Annotated in this window: 18 protein-coding genes; 12 read left to right on the forward strand and 6 right to left on the reverse strand. The window is 35.6% G+C overall.

Annotated elements, in window-relative coordinates:
• Nucleotides 1-113: 113 nt before the first annotated feature.
• On the reverse strand, nt 114-2,717 hold the full coding sequence (locus tag LK994_RS09440) for a sensor histidine kinase (RefSeq protein WP_229759832.1): 2,604 nt from the start codon (nt 2,715-2,717) through the stop codon (nt 114-116).
• Nucleotides 2,718-3,033: 316 nt separating this feature from the next.
• Between LK994_RS09440 and LK994_RS09445 the strand changes: the two genes are divergently transcribed.
• Nucleotides 3,034-4,782 carry an adenosylcobalamin-dependent ribonucleoside-diphosphate reductase gene (locus LK994_RS09445; RefSeq protein ID WP_229759833.1) on the forward strand — a complete coding sequence of 583 codons (1,749 nt, stop codon included), beginning with the start codon at nt 3,034-3,036 and terminating at the stop codon, nt 4,780-4,782.
• A gap of 23 nt (nt 4,783-4,805) precedes the next feature.
• On the opposite strand, the gene LK994_RS09450 is transcribed toward LK994_RS09445, so the two are convergent.
• Both LK994_RS09450 and LK994_RS09455 read right to left on the reverse strand, forming a co-directional pair.
• Complete coding sequence (locus tag LK994_RS09450; RefSeq protein WP_229759834.1) at nt 4,806-5,453, reverse strand: alpha/beta hydrolase; 648 nt, start codon at nt 5,451-5,453, stop codon at nt 4,806-4,808.
• 8 nt (nt 5,454-5,461) lie between these two features.
• Entirely contained in the window at nt 5,462-5,986 is a 525-nt protein-coding gene (locus LK994_RS09455) for a YciE/YciF ferroxidase family protein (RefSeq protein ID WP_229759835.1), read from the reverse strand.
• A gap of 174 nt (nt 5,987-6,160) precedes the next feature.
• Between LK994_RS09455 and LK994_RS09460 the strand changes: the two genes are divergently transcribed.
• The 5 genes from LK994_RS09460 (at nt 6,161) to LK994_RS09480 (ending at nt 9,822) form a co-directional block, all read left to right on the forward strand.
• Nucleotides 6,161-6,343 (forward strand): hypothetical protein, encoded by a 183-nt coding sequence (locus LK994_RS09460; RefSeq protein ID WP_229759836.1) that lies wholly within the window; start codon nt 6,161-6,163, stop codon nt 6,341-6,343.
• 195 nt (nt 6,344-6,538) lie between these two features.
• The gene (locus tag LK994_RS09465; RefSeq protein WP_229759837.1) at nt 6,539-6,949 is read left to right on the forward strand and encodes a hypothetical protein; all 411 of its coding nucleotides are present in this window, start codon (nt 6,539-6,541) and stop codon (nt 6,947-6,949) included.
• A gap of 79 nt (nt 6,950-7,028) precedes the next feature.
• Entirely contained in the window at nt 7,029-7,712 is a 684-nt protein-coding gene (locus tag LK994_RS09470; RefSeq protein ID WP_229759838.1) for a DUF6629 family protein, read from the forward strand.
• A 116-nt stretch (nt 7,713-7,828) separates the two neighbouring features.
• Entirely contained in the window at nt 7,829-8,656 is an 828-nt protein-coding gene (locus LK994_RS09475; protein WP_229759839.1) for an adenine nucleotide alpha hydrolase family protein, read from the forward strand.
• A gap of 83 nt (nt 8,657-8,739) precedes the next feature.
• Nucleotides 8,740-9,822, forward strand: a complete 1,083-nt coding sequence (locus LK994_RS09480; protein ID WP_229759840.1) for a baeRF3 domain-containing protein — start codon at nt 8,740-8,742, stop codon at nt 9,820-9,822.
• 84 nt (nt 9,823-9,906) lie between these two features.
• Here LK994_RS09480 and LK994_RS09485 read toward each other — a convergent pair whose 3' ends face one another.
• Nucleotides 9,907-10,401: a hypothetical protein gene (locus tag LK994_RS09485; RefSeq protein WP_229759841.1), complete on the reverse strand. Its 495-nt coding sequence runs from the start codon at nt 10,399-10,401 to the stop codon at nt 9,907-9,909.
• Between the two features lie 318 nt (nt 10,402-10,719).
• Between LK994_RS09485 and LK994_RS09490 the strand changes: the two genes are divergently transcribed.
• The 4 genes from LK994_RS09490 (at nt 10,720) to LK994_RS09505 (ending at nt 14,705) form a co-directional block, all read left to right on the forward strand.
• Complete coding sequence (locus tag LK994_RS09490; protein ID WP_229759842.1) at nt 10,720-11,508, forward strand: tetratricopeptide repeat protein; 789 nt, start codon at nt 10,720-10,722, stop codon at nt 11,506-11,508.
• A 257-nt stretch (nt 11,509-11,765) separates the two neighbouring features.
• Nucleotides 11,766-12,566, forward strand: coding sequence for a murein L,D-transpeptidase catalytic domain family protein (locus LK994_RS09495; RefSeq protein WP_229759843.1), 801 nt, complete (start codon nt 11,766-11,768; stop codon nt 12,564-12,566).
• Nucleotides 12,567-12,662: 96 nt separating this feature from the next.
• Complete coding sequence (gene dapA, locus LK994_RS09500; protein WP_229759844.1) at nt 12,663-13,541, forward strand: 4-hydroxy-tetrahydrodipicolinate synthase; 879 nt, start codon at nt 12,663-12,665, stop codon at nt 13,539-13,541.
• A gap of 3 nt (nt 13,542-13,544) precedes the next feature.
• Nucleotides 13,545-14,705 (forward strand): alpha/beta hydrolase, encoded by a 1,161-nt coding sequence (locus LK994_RS09505; protein ID WP_229759845.1) that lies wholly within the window; start codon nt 13,545-13,547, stop codon nt 14,703-14,705.
• Nucleotides 14,706-14,708: 3 nt separating this feature from the next.
• On the opposite strand, the gene LK994_RS09510 is transcribed toward LK994_RS09505, so the two are convergent.
• Together LK994_RS09510 and LK994_RS09515 are read right to left on the reverse strand one after the other, a co-directional pair.
• Nucleotides 14,709-15,611, reverse strand: a complete 903-nt coding sequence (locus tag LK994_RS09510; protein WP_229759846.1) for a ribonuclease Z — start codon at nt 15,609-15,611, stop codon at nt 14,709-14,711.
• A gap of 97 nt (nt 15,612-15,708) precedes the next feature.
• Entirely contained in the window at nt 15,709-16,083 is a 375-nt protein-coding gene (locus LK994_RS09515) for an STAS domain-containing protein (RefSeq protein ID WP_229759847.1), read from the reverse strand.
• A gap of 221 nt (nt 16,084-16,304) precedes the next feature.
• Between LK994_RS09515 and LK994_RS09520 the strand changes: the two genes are divergently transcribed.
• On the forward strand, nt 16,305-18,860 hold the full coding sequence (locus LK994_RS09520; protein ID WP_229759848.1) for an ATP-dependent Clp protease ATP-binding subunit: 2,556 nt from the start codon (nt 16,305-16,307) through the stop codon (nt 18,858-18,860).
• 75 nt (nt 18,861-18,935) lie between these two features.
• The gene (gene cmk, locus LK994_RS09525) at nt 18,936-19,634 is read left to right on the forward strand and encodes a (d)CMP kinase (protein WP_229759849.1); all 699 of its coding nucleotides are present in this window, start codon (nt 18,936-18,938) and stop codon (nt 19,632-19,634) included.
• The last annotated feature ends 209 nt before the right edge of the window (nt 19,635-19,843 follow it).

Here is a 19,843-nt window from a genome sequence, read left to right on the forward strand (position 1 = left end):
AATTTAAAAATAAAAATGGAAAGTTTTCATGATTTGGGCCTATTGCTGTCACGAAGTTGGCAAAAACTTATTCTTCATGGAATGACAGTCATCAGCAAATAGAGAAATTGTGATCAATAATTATTTTGTTCGGTTACCGGCAGTTGAAATGAAAATTTAGTGCCTTTGTTCAATGTGCTTGAAAATTGTATGCGACCGCCCAATATATCCAGGTATTTTTTTGCTATGTGAAGTCCCATGCCCGTTCCCTGAATTGTAGCTGCATTATTAGCTCTGAAAAATGTTTGAAAAAGATGTTCTTGATCTTCTTTTGGAATACCAATACCTTCATCTTTTATAGTGAATTGCATTTGACCATTATTCACGGTAGTGGTTATCCATATCTTTTTTCCTTCTGACGAATATTTAACAGCATTAGAAAGAAGGTTAATGATGATATGTCTAAGGTTATGTTTATCCGAATTAATAAGACTTAGTTCGCCTCGATGTTTGTATACAATCGTTTGCCCTTTTTTAATAATGGGTTGAATCTCATTGATGAGACTGTTACAGAATTCTTTCAGGCAAAATTCAGAAAATGTATTTTGTATTTTACCTTCTTCTATTTTACCCAGTGATAAAAAGTCATTTAGTATATCGGTAAGTATATTGACAGATTCGGTTATACGGTCGATGTGTTTTTGTACTTTTTCATCATCTCTTAAACTGTTGTACTTTGAAATAAGATAAGAAGATGAAAGAATGCCGCTAAGTGGAGTCCTGAATTCATGTGAAGCAATGGAGACAAATTTAGTTTTCAGGTTATTGAGTTCCCGTTGTTTTTCAAGCGTACGCAAAATTTCTTCTTCAGATTTTTTCCTATCTGTGATATTCTGTATCACTACCAGTATCTGAATAGCAGTATCCTCTTCAATTCTCAGGGGAACAGCATTGACTGAATAGATCTGCTCGTTCAGTTTCACATCAAATGAACAACTTTCTCCCTGAAATACTTTTTCTAAAAAGGGAGCCGCATAATTTGCTGCTTCCGGAGAGGTGTTGTAAAATATTTTATTGCCTATATAATAGCTAGCCGGGTGTCCAAATTTTTTAAGTTCGCTTCCTCCTATGAATACATACTTTAGCTCTTTGTCGAGCACACCAATTATACCTTTGGGAAAATCTTTTGCAATTGTTTCCAGAAAGTTTAAGCTGCGTTTTAGTGTTTGCTGAGATTTCTGTATTTCTTTTGCTTCAATTAGTTCGGTGATATCTGTCATTATGCCTACAAAGTTGATCAGGTTCCCATCTTTGAAAATAGGAGCAATATCTGAAGTGATCCATATCGGTTTACCTTCTTTTGTATAATTTAATAGTACTATACCTTTAGAAGCTTGCTTCAACTTTAACTGCCGGCTAATTTTTTTAACAGCATCTAAGTTGGTTAACTTTCCTTGTAAAACTCTTCCCGGAATTTTTCCTTTGATCTCTTCCAGTTTGTATCCTGTTAATTCTTCAAAGCTCTTATTAACCCATATTACTTTCCCGTAGCTGTCTGTAATAATAACAGCGTTATTGGTATGGCTGGCTACCCAGCTTAATTGCTCTATTTTTAAGTCCGATTCTTTTCCAAATGTATTATCCTGGACGATCCCGGTAAGTGTTGTGATCTTTGATTGAGTCCTTTTTACATTGCACGTAATCCGAACCCATTTCCTATTCTTTTTTATAGTCATTAGTTCCACTTCAATATCAAAATCTTTTCCATAATTTAATGCATCTTTTAATTTCTTTTGAACCAGTTTTCTCGATTCTTCAGTAAACATGTGCATCACTTTTCCAACTTCAGGTATAAAATCATTTTTTACATCAAATATTCTGTACATCTCATCAGTCCACATAAGTTTGTTGGTAAGAACGTCCAATTCGTATCCACCCATTTGCCCCATCTTTTCGGCTTCCTGCAATAAGTCTTTGTATTTTTTGTTTTCAGAAATGTCACGAAATATTTTTACCAGGAACTTATTTCCGTCATCGTCAATAAATAAACTATTGTTGATACTGCAATCAATAAGATTTCCTTTTTTACAAATGATCTTTCTTTCTATATTTTTTTCTTTTCCTGATAAATATTGTTTGTGTAGAAATTCAGATTGCTTTCTCTCTTCGGGTACGATTATCTTTAGATAAGGTTTTCCGATCAATTCATTTTGCTTGTATCCAAGCATTCTATTCAAGCCGTCATTTACTTTTGCAAATCGTCCTCTGCTGTTTACAATGGCTATTCCGATATCTGATGTATGAAAAACCAGGTCGATCAATTTTTGCGAATTATGTGATCCTGTATGGAGGTGTTGTTCTTGAGTGATATCGATCAAACTAAATGCGATCAGTTTAATTTTTTTGTTAGCCTGAATGGTTGGTGTAAATGTGAAAATGAAAGAACGGATCTTTCCTCTTTTGTCAACTATATTGTATTCATCGGAAGTTGTAATTCCTTTTGTAGCACTATAAAAGTTTGACGTCAATATCTCAAAACCTTTTTTGGGGATTATGTTAAGAAAATTGTCATCAGTTTGATAGTTGAAATAAAAAAGGTCTCTGAGTAGTCGAACGGCTGTTTTGTTGCAAGAGAATATCTTGCCATTTGCATCAAGCAATACAAGCGCATCAGTATTTTTATAATTTTTGTTATCAGCAGAAAATATAGATGCCGCCTTAATTATCTCGGTAGTCATGGAATTGATGTTACAGGACAAGGTTTATATATTTTTTTCAACTTATCGGCGATAAGTTGAAAAAAGAGAGAATTTACCTCAGCAAAAGTATTGGCATTCCAATGAGTAATGAATGATTTTTTCTCAGTTTTTACTGATTATTATCATCTTTTCTTCTTCAGAATTATGAAAGGGTATTGATAACAGATAATACCAGAAATATTTACGCTGGTGAGAAATGACAGCAATCAAACTATTTATTGATAGCTGTCAGCGCTTACAGTATGATCTTTTATCAATTTTATGTTTCGTCTAATGATTAATAAATGTATAAGAAATGGCACGCTTCTCTGAAAATTCCCTGCGTTTGTTGCAACACCTTTATTTGCAAAAAAATGCCGGCGCTGCTGGTTTTGAAACACCGCATGAACTTTTTAGAAGAGTGGCAAAATCTGTAGCAGCTGCTGAACTTGTTTTTGGTGGAATGGAAGATGCAACGAATTGGGAGCAAGTGTTTTATAAAGTAATGAGCAGTTTGTGCTTTTTACCTAATTCCCCTACATTGATGAATGCCGGTATTGGTAGCAATCAATTGAGTGCCTGTTTTGTATTGCCGGTAGAAGATAATATGGATAGTATCTTCACAACACTTAAACAAGCTGCATTAATTCAGCAAAGTGGCGGAGGAACGGGCTTTAATTTTTCGCATCTACGACCTAAAGGTGATATTGTATCTGGTATTGAGGGCATAGCAGCAGGACCTGTTTCATTTATGAAAATATTTAATACGGCTACAGAACATATTAAACAAGGGGGGAAGCGCCGTGGAGCTAATATGGGAATATTAAATATTGACCATCCGGATATTGAAGAATTTATTTTTGCCAAAAGAGAAAAAAACGAGCTAAATAATTTTAATATTTCGGTAGCTGTATCGGATGAATTTATGCATTGCCTTGAGCGTAATGGTAATTGGGATCTGATCCATCCGAATTTGAAGGGAATCGTAAAAACTATTGAAGCAAAAAAAATATGGAATGATATTATTGAATCAGCCTGGGCAACCGGGGATCCGGGATTGGTATTTATTGATACAATTAATGATAGTAATCCTTTGCCTGAATTAGGAAGGATCGAATCTACCAACCCATGTGGTGAAGTGCCGCTATTAGCTTATGAGGCCTGTAATCTTGGGTCCATCAACCTTACAAAATTTGTACATACTACTAACGAAGTTTATCAGGTAAGCTGGAACGAGTTGGAAAAGATGATACATATAGCTATTCGCTTTTTGGATGATGTAATAGCGGTGAACAATTATTTAATGCCGGAAATAAAAGAGCGAACATCTGCAAACAGAAAGATCGGGTTGGGGATAATGGGATGGGCGGAGATGCTGATGATGCTGGAGATACCTTACGAATCTGAGCAAGCTGTACAACTTGCAGAAAACCTGATGCGGTTTATTCAACAAAAAAGTTTTGAGGCGTCGGCAATTTTGGCTGAGCGTAGGGGCGTATTTCCGAACTGGGAAAAAAGCATTTATTATCCTGATAAGCCGCTTCGTAATGCTACCAGGACATGTATAGCGTCAACTGGTTCTATTTCCATTATAGCTGATACTTCATCATCGATTGAACCTTTATTTGCATTGGCTTTCAGTCGTCAACATATTATGAATGGAGAAATGTTGATTGCTATTAATAACAAGTTTGTAAATTATCTAAAAAAACATCATCTCTATTCAGAAAAAATAGTGGAACAGGTGTTGAAGGAAGGGATAGTTGACAACGTAAAAGAACTGCCCGAGATAGTAAAAAATATTTTTAAGTCAGCATTAGAAATATCTCCATTCTGGCATTTACGACATCAAATTGTGTTCCAGCAATATACTGACAATGCTGTATCCAAAACGATCAATTTGCCGGAGAACTCAACAATAGAAGAGGTAGGGGTTATTTATAAAGATGCCTGGTTTCAAAAAGCTAAAGGTATTACGATCTTTCGCTATAATTCCAAAGGAAAACAAGTGATGTATAGAGGAATAAGATCTGTAGATAAAGCCTGTAAGGTATGTGTGGAATAATTAGTCAAAAAATATTCCAACAATCAGATGATTATAGGAGACATTTTCTTTTCAAACCAGGTAGCAGTTAATTCTGCTACTTTATCAGCGGTTTCAGGCTCTTCTGATAGGTTCATAGCGCCAATTATTGTTTCCATTTTTTTTACACAATATAATTTTTTAAATAACCGATTGTTTAGGTGCAATACATCTTTATCAAGTCCACCTGCGATCAGTAGCGTTGGTGCATTTACGTTATCGATATGATTTTTTGTCAGATCCGGCCGGCTTTCTATTGAAACAATTGCATCAACCATGTCAGAATCAGCTGCAGATTGTAATGCAAAATTTATATCAGAGCCAGAGACAAAATAACCAATATGACAACCTTTCCCCGAAGGGAATTCCTGTAGCCATTTTGTTACATAGTCTAATCTTTTTGTAAATAAATTGATATCTGACCTGTTGCCAAGAAAAAATTTATCTTCTTCTGTAAGCAGATCAACTATTAATGTTCCGATATTTCTTTGTTGTAAATAGTCAGCAACAATTTCATTAAGCTTGTATGGCATCGGGCTATTTACCTGCGGAAAAACAATAACACTTTTTGCCTTCAGGGGAATAGTTAATTCGCCTTGCAGAGTAATTCCTTTGATACGGATATGTACCTTGTCTTTGAATCGGTTGAGCATTTTTTTATCTATCTGGTTAATGCAATTGGAGCTTTTGCCAAATTATTAATTTCGTATTCGGCTAATACAGAAAGCCTGGCGTCAATTTGTTTTTCATTTTCTTCTGCTTCATGGAAAACAGACGCAAATTTGTTGATACCTAGTGCTTTGGAAAAAGCTGCAGCAGTACCATAGGAACTGATCTTAAAGTGATTGATATCTTGCACACAGGCAAGTATGCATGCATCTCTTATAGCCGGGTCATCACAGTTACTCAGTTTTTCCTGAGCTTCTTCTACAAAGGCTTCCATTATCCTGTTATGGAGGCTTGCAGAAGTAATATTCTCTACTTCAAAAAATTGTCCGATTTTCTGAATATGTTCCTGAATAAAACCAAGGTATTTTTGAAAGGTTGTTTTTAGTTGAAGTGAGTTGGCTTTACTTATCCATTCAGGTAAGATTGCTTTCAATGTAACTTCAGCACTAAGGAATTTTTGTGCATCATAATCAAGCAGGTTATGCAGATTGATGATGTGTGAGGTGTTTTCTTTCATGGCAGTTTATTTTTTATTCCTTACAAATTTATCTGGGCTCTCAGGCGGGGGCAATGACGTCTATCAGCAAAAAGCAGAATAGTGATCATTGAAAGAGGGTTGTAAATACATCTACCTTGTTAAAAGAAATTAAGTGAGATAACGATTTGGGTTGAACTGTTTTTTTATTACGTTATGGCAAAGAAGAAGAGCAAGAAAACAATAGAAGATCTGCCTAAAGGAAAATATGAGGAGGTCAATCCCGATGAGATTAGGGACGATCAGTTCATACAGGAGCCTGATCCGGATATTATTCCGGATGAAGATCCTTATGAAACACCTCCTTATGTGGCACCTGAACCTGGAGAAGGACCATGAAATAAACAACATTCAAAAAAATGAGTAAGTGATTAGGCTAGTTGATCATATCGATAAACTAAAAATATCCGAAGGTATAGCATGGTTACTGGTATTATTACTTGCAGCTTCTGGGTATACTCATTTAAGAACTCTAGTAGTTTTTATACTTACAAAATTGTATGAATATTTTATTCAGCATAATACATTTAATCCATGATTATAGAAATTGACGATACCAAAACAATAGAACTAATACAGGATAAATTCAGTGAGTTCTTTCCCTTTTTGAAAATCGAATTTTATGAACATCCTCATCATTGGTATAAGGAATCTTCTAAAACAACAATATTGCCTGGAAACAAAACAATTGGCGAAATAAGAAAGCATCATCACCAGGGAGATATGGAAATACATTCATGGTACAGGACAGGTGATCTTGAACAATCGTTCAGAAAAAAGTTTAACCTCAATGTACAGGTGTTTCGTTTGCATGGCACAGAGTGGGTGCAAACAGTAGGAACTGATAAGCTTACTCTTGAAGAACAAAATGATATAGGACGAAAAGCAACACTCGAAGTTCAAAAGGTGGCGGATTCTCCTACAGCAAATCGTAATTTATTTTAAGAAAGATTGTTGTTGTAGTTTAAACGGGAAGTACGAGTTAAATATTTTTTTCACGGTTTGAAATTTAAAAGGAGGGGTTATGTGTTTTTCTGCAAATGCAAGTTTTGCTTCGGCTGTGATACTTTCTGTAGTGGGTATCACTTCTATAAGGCGAACAACATCTTCTTCTCAGCTGGCATTTGGTGCAGTTCCTTTTGTATTCGCCATTCAGCAATTGTCAGAAGGTTTTGTATGGCTCTCAGTTACAGATCCTTTTTTTGTAGGTTGGCAAGGTGTATCCATTTATACCTTTTTGATCTTTGCTCATATAGTTTGGCCAACATGGATTCCTCTTTCAATACTTATGCTGGAAAAAAATGAGCAGAGAAAAAAAATACTCCGTGTTTTATTAGGGATCGGTATGCTCTTGTCTTTTTCTTATGCCTCTTGTTTGATTATTTATCCCGTTACAGCAGAAGCGGCAGGATATCACATTCAGTATAGACTTAATTATCCTGTGGTATTTCTTGAAACAGGGAGCGCTTTTTACGGACTGGCTACAGTACTTCCCGAGTTTATTTCAAGTGTACGCAGAATGAGATGGTTGGGCTTATTTATAGCGTTGTCATATGTTGTTACTTACATATTTTATCAGCAATATATTATTTCTGTATGGTGCTATTTTGCAGCATTGATCAGTGTTATTATTTATTGGGTATTAAAAGGAGTTAATCAATTTTATATAACGGGAAGATTCACCAATTTTAAAATAAGGAGGATATAAGCCATATATTTTTCCTTGCTTTTGAGATGGCAATTGTTGATTCGAATCAGTGTTTTTTTTGATGCCCGTCATTGCGGTGGCCTTATCGGAAAGGTAGGTTTGTAAAAATTACTATTATGAAAAAGGTATTACTTGTATTTGACGGAACAAATTTTTCCGCAGGTGCATTTGAATTTGCTAGAGTTTTAAATGAAAAACAAAACATATTGCTAATTGGGGCTTTCTTGCCCGAATTTGAATATTCCAATTTGTGGGGGTACTCAGGGGGAAGCACAGTGGTACCGTCTTTTGTCCCTGTATCGGAATTAGAGAACACGGAAGTAGTAACAAAAAATATCGAACGTTTTAAATCCTTATGTATAAAAAATGGTATCGAATTCAGGGTGCATCATGATTTTGTTGATTTTACTTTACTGGAATTAAAAATGGAAACACGGTTTTCTGATCTTCTGATCATTGGCAGCGAAACATTTTACGATACATTGGGTATGGGTAGTATAAGTGATTATCTTCAAAAAGCTTTGCATGAAGTAGAATGTCCGGTTGTGGTTGTTCCTGAAAAATTCGAGTTCCCAAAATCAAATATTCTTGCCTATGATGGAGGCGAATCTTCTGTGTATGCCATCAAGCAGTTTACTTATTTATTCCCAGAGCTAACGGCTAATAAAACATTGCTTGCTTATGCAAAAGAAAATGATGAGGAGGAGTTGCCCGATGAAGTAAATATTGAAGAATTGGCAGCAAGACATTTTTCCAATTTAACACTTTCGAAGAGTAATATAGATCCTCATTATTATTTTAACAGGTGGCTGCTTGAAGGAATGAATGCAATATTTGTTACCGGAGCTTATGGTCGGTCCGGTATTTCGAGATTATTTCATAAAAGCTTTGTGAATGATATAATCAAAGAACATCGGATACCGGTATTTATTGCACACCGTTGAGTTGTTTTTGTGTATATAGGATTACCTGTATAATAAAAGTGATTAACAGATTTTTTTAGTCGGATGATATCCAGTAAAGGCTTATGTTTCAAGAATTAACAGAACAACATTCCGAAGTAAAGGATATTGCCAGAAATAATCCTTGTATTTCACTTGTAATGCCATTTGAACCAAAAATGACAGATGAAGAAGAGTTGGTAAAAAAGGTTGAAAGCGTTGTTATTAAAATAGAAAAAGCATTGTTGGGTATTTATCCGGAAGTGGAGGTGGGGGCTGTAGTGGATAGATTAAAAGAAGTGCTGGAGGGATTAAATTATTTTACTCATAAAAAAAGTATTGCAGTTTTTGTTTCACCAATCATAGACAAGATATATTATCTAGATATGCAGGTTGATGAGAAGATAATCATTGATGGTTCATTTGCAATAAGCGATGTCATTAATTGCAAGAAACAAATGCATGAATATCTTGTAGGGGTATTCACAGGAAAGTATGCAGAGATTTATCTGGGGGATACGGTTTATGCCGTTTCCAATGTTTTGAACAATGATTGGGCACAAAGAGAGGCTGTTATAGATGGCAATACAAAGTTGAAAAAGATATTACTGGATAAATTTTCACAATCTTCCAATCACGGGATCAAACGATTGTTACAGGCATATAAATTACCTTTTTTTATGATGGGGTCCGTAAATGCACTGAGACACTTCAAAACAATGAAACATAATGTAAAACATGTTGTAAAATGTATCTCTGGTAATTTTAAAAAAAAGACACCTGTTGAATTACAAGCAATAATTCAACAGCATGTGGTTGATTGGCATAAGGTGATACAAGCTGATCTTATCAGTCAGATAGAAGAAGCTAAAGCGAATAATAAAATAGCGATTGGTATCAATGAAGTAAAACAAATGCTTTCACAAAACAGAGGTAAGCTGCTTATTGTAGAAAAGGATTTTATCTGTCGTCAAAAAAAAGCAGCCTTAAATGGAACAGTTAATCACTTATCAACAGACGATGGTTTTTTTTATATAAAAAATGGGTTAGATGAATTGATCGAACAGGTATTGGAAAATGGAGGAGATGTTGAATTTGTAGATAAACATGATTTGAAAAAATATCACAGAATAGTGCTAATAGAAAATTTTGATCCTGATCTATTGTAGAGTAAAATATCTTCTATAAATTATCAAAACCCCATCTTAATGAAGATGGGGTTTTACATTTTTATTCAATAATACAGGTATGGTTTAATGCTTACCGTGTCCTTTCCCTTTCCAAGGGCCTTTCCCAGGACCTTTTCCTGGATATTTTGCTGCTTTCCATTTTCCATGATCCGGATGTCCTTTAATTACCCAATACCTTTCATCATGGCTGTCACGTATGATCATTTGCCCTTTCTTTCCTTTATATGGAGCATATTTTACATAATAAATGTCATGATGATCATATGGTCTGGGATCATTTATCACCACTTTATATCCATGGTATAAATCATACCCACGATATTTAGGAGGAAGTGTAGGACTAAATACCCATTTTTTACCTTGCTTATAAATAAATTGCCTTTGCGGAACATAGTAATAGGCATCTACATCAGGTAAATAATAATACTCAGCATAATCGTACCCGACTGGTCCCCATACAGGCTGAGCGCCAACATTGAAGGATACATTGACTTGTGCATTTGCTTTGAAAATAAAACTTGTCAGTATCAAAGTGAATACTACTAATAACTTTTTCATAATAGAAAATTTTGTTTCAGCTATAGTAATTCAAATACAGTGCCACTAAAAAATTACTTCGTGCCAGTTAACATTTATATAACTTAAAAAAAATGTTAAAACGGAAAAGCTTTTGTACTGTATTAACAGTAGTTATATAGGAGAAAATCCAGGAATATGCATAATCTTATAGCCTCAAAACTGACATAAATCAATAAAAATAATAGCTATTGCATTTTTCCATTAATGTTTGTACATTGTTTGGCAAGACTTCCAATCTCCTCTGAAGTTTTATTTTTCAAACACAAGTTACTTTCACTATTACTAAAATTAATTATTATGAAAAAAAGTATTCTGGGTATACTTAGTATGCTCATTCTGTTATTGCCGGCGATATTGGTACAAGGCCAGGGAGGTAATGCAACTGCTAAGAAAGAGCTGCCGGTAACTACTAAATCCAAAGCAGCAAAAGAAATGGCATTGAAAGGTGTCAATCATTTTCTGAATATCGAATTTGCGTCTGCGTATGAAGATTTTTCTGATGCGCTTAAATTGGATCCGGAATTTACTTTTGCGCAGGTTTTTATGAGTTTTCTTACAACCGGAGAAACTGCTAAAAGCTATGCAAAAAAGGCATTGAAGTCTGCAAAGAATAAAACAGAAGGAGAAAAACTATTCGCTTCTCTTGTTGATGAAAAAAATAATAGCAGGGAAGCTGGAACCGAAATTTGGAGTAAACTACACAAGATGTATCCAGATTGCAATTTGAGCCAGAATTTTTATGTGGTTACAAGGGCAAGTGCTGATGAACGTTTTGCTGCAGCGCAGGAATATATTAAAAAGTATCCTAAAGATGCCTGGATGTACAATACCATTGCCTATTACTACATGAATGAAAAAAAAGACATGGAATCGGCTAAAACAAATTTTGAAAAATATATAGCACTATATCCTAAAGGGTCTAATCCTTACGATTCGATGGGAGAGTATTATTTAAATAATGGTGATTTGGAGAATGCAGAAAAATATTATACCAAATCATTGGAAATATATCCTTTTTCAACCAGTTCTCTAAATGCACTGGAAAAAATAAAGACGGAAAAAAATAAAGATAAAGTATCTAATTAGCAGATAATCAAAGCGTAAAATAATTTCTGACCCCGGTATTACCGGGAAAGTGGACGAAGGGAAAACCAAAACTGCCGGAGTGAGAAACTTCGGCAGTACTTTTTTAACATACCTCCAACTTTTTTGGGGACAATAATATGCCCTTGTGGCGCAATTTTTGGAACTCCTTAACACTGTCAGCACAATCTTAGTGCTACTTTTGCGTTCCATTTTAGTATTTGTTTAAAATCCTAATAATCTTTAAAACCTTTATATACATGAGGAAGTTTGGGCTGAAAAAATTGTACCTGCTGGTTTCGTCATTTTTCATATTCTTATTGCATTTACCTTTTGTTTTTGCCAAAGTAGAACCTTCGGTAAAGAAAAATTCTGTAACTCCTTCATTAGCAGGTAAAACTGTTGTGTTGGGAAATGACCACAGCGCTTCTACACCGATCATCGCTAATGTTTACGATAGTCTTAGTTTGGCGTTGAAAGGCTTATCCCGCCAGGCATTTGATTATGCCATTCAGGGTCTGGGGTACATGAAAGGAATTGGCAAGTTGACCAATGAAAGCATTATCTCAATTGTAGATTTCAGTAAGCCATCGTCACAAAAAAGACTTTTTATCATAGATCTGAAAAATTATCGCCTACTTTTTAATACCTATGTTGCCCATGGTGCTAATTCAGGAAAAGAGTACGCTAATCAGTTTTCTAACAGACCTGAAAGCTATATGAGTAGTTTGGGGTTTTATAAAACTGCAGAAACTTACATAGGTAAACATGGTTATTCTCTCCACTTACAAGGTTTGGAAAGAGGGATTAATGATAATGCTTATATGAGAGATATTGTAATACATGGTGCTGATTATGTAAATGATCAGTATGTTCGCTTGCAAGGATATATAGGTCGTAGTTGGGGATGCCCTGCTGTTCCTGAAAAGTTGAGCAAGCCAATTATCGATAAAATAAAAAATGGCACCTGTTTGTTCATATTCAGTCCTAATAAAAATTATTTGGCACAATCGCAAATCATCAGGCATAGCGTATCAGATGATCTGGCCTACAACAATTGATCATCTCTAAAAAAATATTGACTATCCTCCAATTTTGGAGGATTTTTGTTTTATCAATTCATTGGTTAATGATACCTTCGCAAAAATTGTATAATAATGAGTTTTAGAGAACAGTTAAAAGGAACAGGTGTTGCATTGGTTACACCCTTTGCTGAAGATTTATCAGTAGATTTTGATGCGTTGGGCAAAGTCATAGACTTTGATATTGCCAACGGTGTAGAATATCTGGTTAGTTTGGGAACTACCGGAGAGACTCCGACACTTTCAAAGAAGGAAAAATTAGATATATTTAATTTCACTCACGAAAAAGTGAATGGCAGAGTGCCCATCGTTGTTGGGATCGGCGGTAATTGCACACAGGATATCATTGATACAGTAAGCTCTTTTCCATTAGAAAAAGCGGTGGCTGTATTAAGCGCCAGCCCTTATTATAACAAGCCATCACAGGAAGGTATCTATCAGCATTATAAAGCGATCGCTGCGGCATCTCCAAAACCGATCATTTTATATAATGTACCGGGTAGAACAGGTCGCAACATGGAAGCTGAAACAACTATCCGTTTGGCACATGAAAAGAATATCATTGGTATTAAAGAAGCCAGTAACAATATTGCACAGTGTATACAAATACTAAGAGATCGTCCGGAAGACTTTTTAGTAGTAAGCGGAGATGATGATCTGGTGTTGCCGGAATTAGCTTGTGGTATTGATGGGGTGATCAGTGTTGCAGCTAACTGTTTTCCTAAAGCTTTTTCTGACATGGTAAGAGCTGGTTTGAGTAATGATTTTGCTGCTGCAAGAAAATTAAACAATCCGTTGATTGAAGCATATAATTTATTGTTTGCAGAAAATAATCCTGCCGGAGTAAAAGCATTTTTATCAGAATTGGGATTGATAAAAAACTATCTTCGTTTGCCTGTAGTACCCGTAAGTGAAGGACTTGAGCAAAAAATCAAGAATTATCTAAAAAAATAATTAATGTTTGTAAAACGCATATCATTACTAAGCTTGCTCATTTGGGCAAGCTTTTTTTGTTTTGCTCAAAAAGATAGCTGCGAATTTATTCTGATAGATACGATCAGTAAAGGAGGGGCAGATTATTATTTAGCTTCGAATAGTAACGGATGGAATCCGAAAGACGACCAATATAAATTTAAGAAAGATGTTGACGGAACAAACCACCTGATTTGTTATTTTGATAAAGGAACCACTCTGGAATTTAAATTTACTAAAGGAAGCTGGGATGATGTGGAATCAGATAAAATGGGAGCTGATATAGATAACCGACGGTTGAAAACTGACACAGCAAAATTTACCATTCATTATGTAGCAGGCTGGAAATCGGGAGGCAAGTTGCATACTGCTTCAGTGAATGTATCAATCATTGATACAGCCTTTTATATTCCTCAGTTAAATACTACAAGAAGAATAACTATTTATTTGCCGGAAAATTATTCATTGGGGCATAAACGTTATCCGGTAATGTATATGCAGGATGGGCAAAATGTTTTTGATGACTACACCTCAGGATATGGAGAGTGGGGAGTAGATGAATGCCTGGATACATTGATACGTAAAGGGCAGCTGCCTTGTATTGTGGTAGCAATTGATAATGGTCCCAAACGTATCAACGAGTATACGCCTTACACAACAGAACGATTTGGGAAAGGTGAAGGGGATCTATATGTTGATTTTTTGACACAAACGTTAAAACCTTTTATTGATAAGCATTACAGGACTTTGCCCACCAGGGAAAATACAATTATAGCCGGAAGCAGTTTAGGGGCCCTAATCGCTTATTATGCCATGTTACAACATCCTGATGTTTATGGTAAAGCAGGGATTTTTTCTCCTGCATTTTGGGTGGCAACTCCATCGATAAATAATTTAACAGATTCAGTTGGCAGCAAGGTTTCAGGGAAATTATTTTTTTATATGGGAGAACAGGAAGGAGGAGATGATCTGAAACTAATGAATGATATTAAAGACGATCTGGCAACAAGGTCCTCAGCTATGATCTATTCTGTAATTGATAGAGAAGGCAAGCACAATGAAAAAGCATGGCGGAAATGGTTTGCCGAATTTTATAAATGGATAATGGCTGATGGCTTTAATATTATATTGAAGCCCGAAGAATAGTGATTATAATTTATAGCTGATCCCCTCCAATGCCAGTTCGGTATCATCAAAAACAGCCTTGGCTTCAAGTAAAAACTCATCCAGCTTTTCATATTTAGAAGAAAAATGCCCAATCAGTAATTTAGATACTTTAGCCTTTTTTGCTATAGTAGCAGCTTGCCTGGTAGTACTGTGAAAGTACATATTTGCTTTATCCTCATGTGCCTGTAAGTAGGTAGACTCATGGTATAAAAGATCTACCCCTTTTATTTTGTCAATTAGTGTTTCATCAAATTTTGTATCGGCACAATACGCATAACTTTTTGCTGCCGGAGCCGCAATCGTTACTTCATTGTTAGGAATGATCGTTCCTTGCTTTGTAACATAATCATGCCCTTGCTGAAGTTTGTCATAATAGCTGTTAGGTATCTCGTATGATTGTACTCTGTCGGCATCAATTTTTCTTGGGTTTCTTTTTTCCTTAAATAAAAATCCCCAGCATTCAATTCTATGTTGAACGGGGAAGCAACTGACAGATATTTTGTTTGTATTCATTATCTCACCCTCCTGCAAAATAGGGTGGAAATAAAATGGGAAAGCGAAATTTACATTAGCTACTTTTAATTGTAGGTGAATGATCTCTTCTAATGCCGCCGGGGCATACAAATGAAGATCTTGCGTACGCCCGGCAAGATTCATACTACTTAACAAACCAATCAAGCCAAAATAATGATCGCCATGCAAATGCGATATGAAAATGTGGCTTATTTTGTTGCGGCGGATCTTGTATTTAGACATTTGAATTTGAGTGCCTTCGCCGCAATCGATCAGATACCCTTCATCTTGAGTGTGTAACACCTGGGCAGTAGGGTGTCTGTCAAAAGCCGGAACTGCTGAATTATTGCCAAGTATGGTAAGTGCTAACAATGTAATGTATTAATTTATTGGGGTTAAGATTACAGCAGTTGTTATTGATTAGTTATAGTACTGCAAAGCTATCAACTAAAAATCATCTAGTGTTTATTTATTCGTCTTTAAATAATTCTCTTTCTATTTCCTCCATTTGTAAAATATCCCAGGCCTCGCTTTCAGTTGGAGTAACATTCATTACCTCCAGTAATTGCTGGTCATCCAGGGTCGTTTCCACATTTGGCTGTAATTGGCAGATCACCAATGAGCAATTGTTTTCATAAAATTGTTGTTGAATAGTGGCAATCTTTTCACCTGCTGCTTCATCCAGCACTTCTACTTCATTCATATTCAATACAACATGAGGTATGTCTTTTTGGAGATAAGGAAGCAACAAATTGCTAAGTTCTTCTGTCATATTAGCAGAGATATTCGTTTCGAGCGGCGTAATAACAGTAAATCTTTCTTTGGTATCTATTTTGACATTCATTTAGTATGTTCGATTGATTGATATTTGTAAAGTAAAGAAAAAAATGGAAATGTTTTAAAAGGAATCTGCCGAAATTAAAGATTTAGCACTCTTAAATCGACCTTTTCCCCCAAAGCGATAGACGCAAACTTCAACTTTTTAACATATTAACATTTCGATAAAGCAGCAAACTTTATCTTCGAAATAATCGTTATTATTGTATAACCTAAATTCAATATAGAATGGACAACAATTTTTCAGCACAAGTAAAAGAAATCATTTCCTACAGCAGGGAAGAAGCGTTAAGATTAGGTAATGATTTTATCGGCACAGAGCATTTAGTATTGGGTTTGATACGAGATGGTGAGAATACTGCCATTAAGATATTGAAATCATTAAATGTAGATCTTTATGAACTACGAAAAGAAATTGAAGTAGCCGTAAAGGATAAGACCGGAAAAAATATTGCGAACATCAATTCGTTGCCGCTTACCAAGCAGGCAGAAAAAGTAATACGGATTACAGTACTGGAAGCCAAAGCACATAAAAGCGCTATGGTTGAAAGCGAACATCTGATGCTTTCTATTTTAAAGAACAAAGAAAATATTGCTACACAAATATTAAATCAATTTGACGTGGACTATGATATTTTTAAAAACGAACTGGGCTTTGTAACAAGCAATCCTCCGGCTGCAGAGTTTTCTGAAGAAAATGAAGATGATTTTGATGAAGAAAGGAAACAATATGGTCAGCAACAAAGAGCACAAAAAGGAGGAGCGCCTAATCAACCTAAAACAAAAACTCCGGTGCTGGATAATTTCGGCAGAGATATCACCAGGCTGGCGGAGAACAATGCGTTGGATCCGATCGTAGGTAGAGAAAATGAAATCGAGAGAGTTTCTCAGATTCTGTCTCGCCGTAAAAAGAATAACCCGATCCTGATTGGTGAACCTGGTGTGGGTAAAACAGCCATTGTGGAAGGCTTAGCACTGCGTATCGTACAAAGAAAAGTATCAAGAGTATTATTTGATAAGAGAGTTGTTTCATTGGATTTGGCTGCGCTGGTGGCCGGAACAAAATACCGTGGACAATTCGAAGAAAGAATGAAAGCGATCATGAATGAACTGGAAAAGAACAGGGATGTTATTTTGTTCATTGATGAGATACATACAATTGTTGGTGCCGGTGGTGCCAGTGGCTCATTAGATGCAAGTAATATATTTAAACCTGCATTGGCCCGTGGAGAATTACAATGCATCGGTGCCTCTACTTTGGATGAATATCGTATGCATATTGAAAAAGATGGAGCCTTGGATAGACGTTTCCAAAAAGTAATTGTTGATCAACCTTCGGTAGAAGAAACAATACAAATATTGGCTAATATCAAAAGTAAATACGAAGATTATCATAATGTAACATACAGCGAACAGGCGATTGATGCTTGTGTGAAATTGAGCGAACGCTACATGACGGATAGATTGTTACCTGATAAAGCGATCGATGTGATGGATGAAGTGGGAGCAAGAAAGCATATCAAGAATATTAATGTGCCCGAAGATGTGATCGAATTAGAAAAAAAGATAGAGGACATTAAGTTGGAAAAGAATAAAGTAGTTAAAAGCCAACGTTTTGAGGAAGCGGCTTCTTTGAGAGATAGTGAAAAGCGTTTGCAGGAAGAACTCGAAAAGGCAAAAGCTGATTGGGAAGAAGAAAGTAAGCATAAACGTTACCCAATTGAAGAAGAAGATATTGCTGAAGTGATCAGTATGATGACCGGCATACCTGTAAAAAGAATGGTACAGGCTGAAACAGACAAGTTGCGCAGAATGGGTGATGACCTGAAAGGTGCTGTAATTGGTCAGGAAGATGCGATTTCTAAAGTAGTGAAAGCCATTCAGCGAAACAGGGTTGGCTTAAAAGATCCTAAAAAACCGGTGGGTACATTTATATTCTTAGGTCCTACAGGTGTGGGTAAAACAGAGTTAGCAAGAGCATTATCCAGACAAATGTTTGATAATGAAGATTCGTTGATACGTATCGACATGAGTGAATACATGGAAAAATTCACAGTAAGTCGTTTGATAGGGGCCCCTCCGGGATATGTTGGATATGAAGAAGGTGGGCAACTAACTGAAAGGGTTAGACGTAAACCATACAGTGTTATTTTGTTGGATGAAATAGAAAAGGCACATCCGGATATTTACAATATTCTGTTGCAGGTATTAGATGACGGACAGTTAACCGATGGATTAGGTAGAAAGATCGATTTTAAAAATACGTTGATCATCATGACATCTAACATTGGGGTACGTCAATTGAAAGATTTCGGTGAAGGAGTGGGGTTTGCCACAGCTTCAAGAATTCAGAATGCAGATGAAAATAATAAAGCGGTAATTGAAAAAGCATTGAAACGTACATTCAGTCCTGAGTTCTTAAATAGAATAGATGATGTGATCATATTCAATTCATTGACCAAAGAAAATATCTTCGATATTATTGATATCCTGATGAAAGGAGTTATGAAGCGTTTGGTTAATCTTGGTTTTTCAATGGAATTAACTTTGGAAGCAAAAGAATTCATTGCAGATAAAGGATACGACTCTCAATTCGGTGCAAGACCTTTACATAGAGCCATCCAAAAATATCTGGAAGATCCTTTGGCAGAAGAAATATTGAATATGCAAGTAAAGGAAGGAGATACTTTAATAGCTGACCTGGATAAAGAAAAGGAAAAAATAATATTTACTTTAAAAAACAGCGGAGAGAAAAAGAAAGAAGCTAAATCTTCAGAAGCATAAGGTCGAAATCTCTAAAAATAAAAACGCCATCCTAAATTTAGGATGGCGTTTTGTTTTGAATACTAAAATATTTAAATGACTTTTGTATTAATGAATAAAAAGATCATAATAACAATTGACGGTTGGTCGTCTTGTGGCAAAAGTACTGTTGCTAAACAGTTGGCAAAGAAATTAGGCTATGTGTACATAGACAGTGGTGCTATGTACAGAGCGATCACATTGTTTTTTCTTAGAAATCATATTAATTGGGCGGATAAACAGGCCGTTACAGCGGCTTTAAAAAATATTACAATAGATTTTGAATACAACGAAAAATCCCAGCAGTCGGAAATTTTGCTTAATGAAGAGAATGTAGAATACCTGATCAGAGACTTGGTGGTAGCAGAAAAGGTTAGTGAAGTGGCAACAATCAAAGAAGTTAGAGAGTTTGCCGTGGCACAACAGCAGAAAATGGGAGAGAAAAAGGGTATTGTCATGGATGGTAGGGATATAGGAACGACAGTTTTCCCAAATGCTGAACTAAAAATATTTATGACAGCCGATATTACTACCAGGGTAGAAAGACGGTTCAAAGAAATGATAGAAAAAAATCCTAATATAACTTTTGAAGAAGTGAAAAAAAACCTGGAAATGAGAGACTACATTGACTCAAACCGGGAGATAAGTCCGCTGCGGAAAGCGGCAGATGCTATTGAATTAGATAACACCTCACTCACTATAGAAGAGCAATTAAACTTCGCTCTTAAGTTGGCAAAAGAAATTGTCATACAATAAAGATTATTAATTACCGTTATATTACTTAGCATTAACACTATTTCTCATTCGTATTTTACTTGTGTTAGTGTAGTTAATTACACGAGAATATCCCCGGTCAATTTAGTTTAGGGTGTTCTTTCTGTATTTGATACATCATTTCGTCTGGTATCGACGAATTTGATATTAGTTGTTTTATGTATGACACTTATGAGTAATGCATGAAATAC

This window comes from Ferruginibacter lapsinanis (genome assembly GCF_020783315.1).
Classification (GTDB): Bacteria; Bacteroidota; Bacteroidia; order Chitinophagales; family Chitinophagaceae; genus Ferruginibacter; species Ferruginibacter lapsinanis.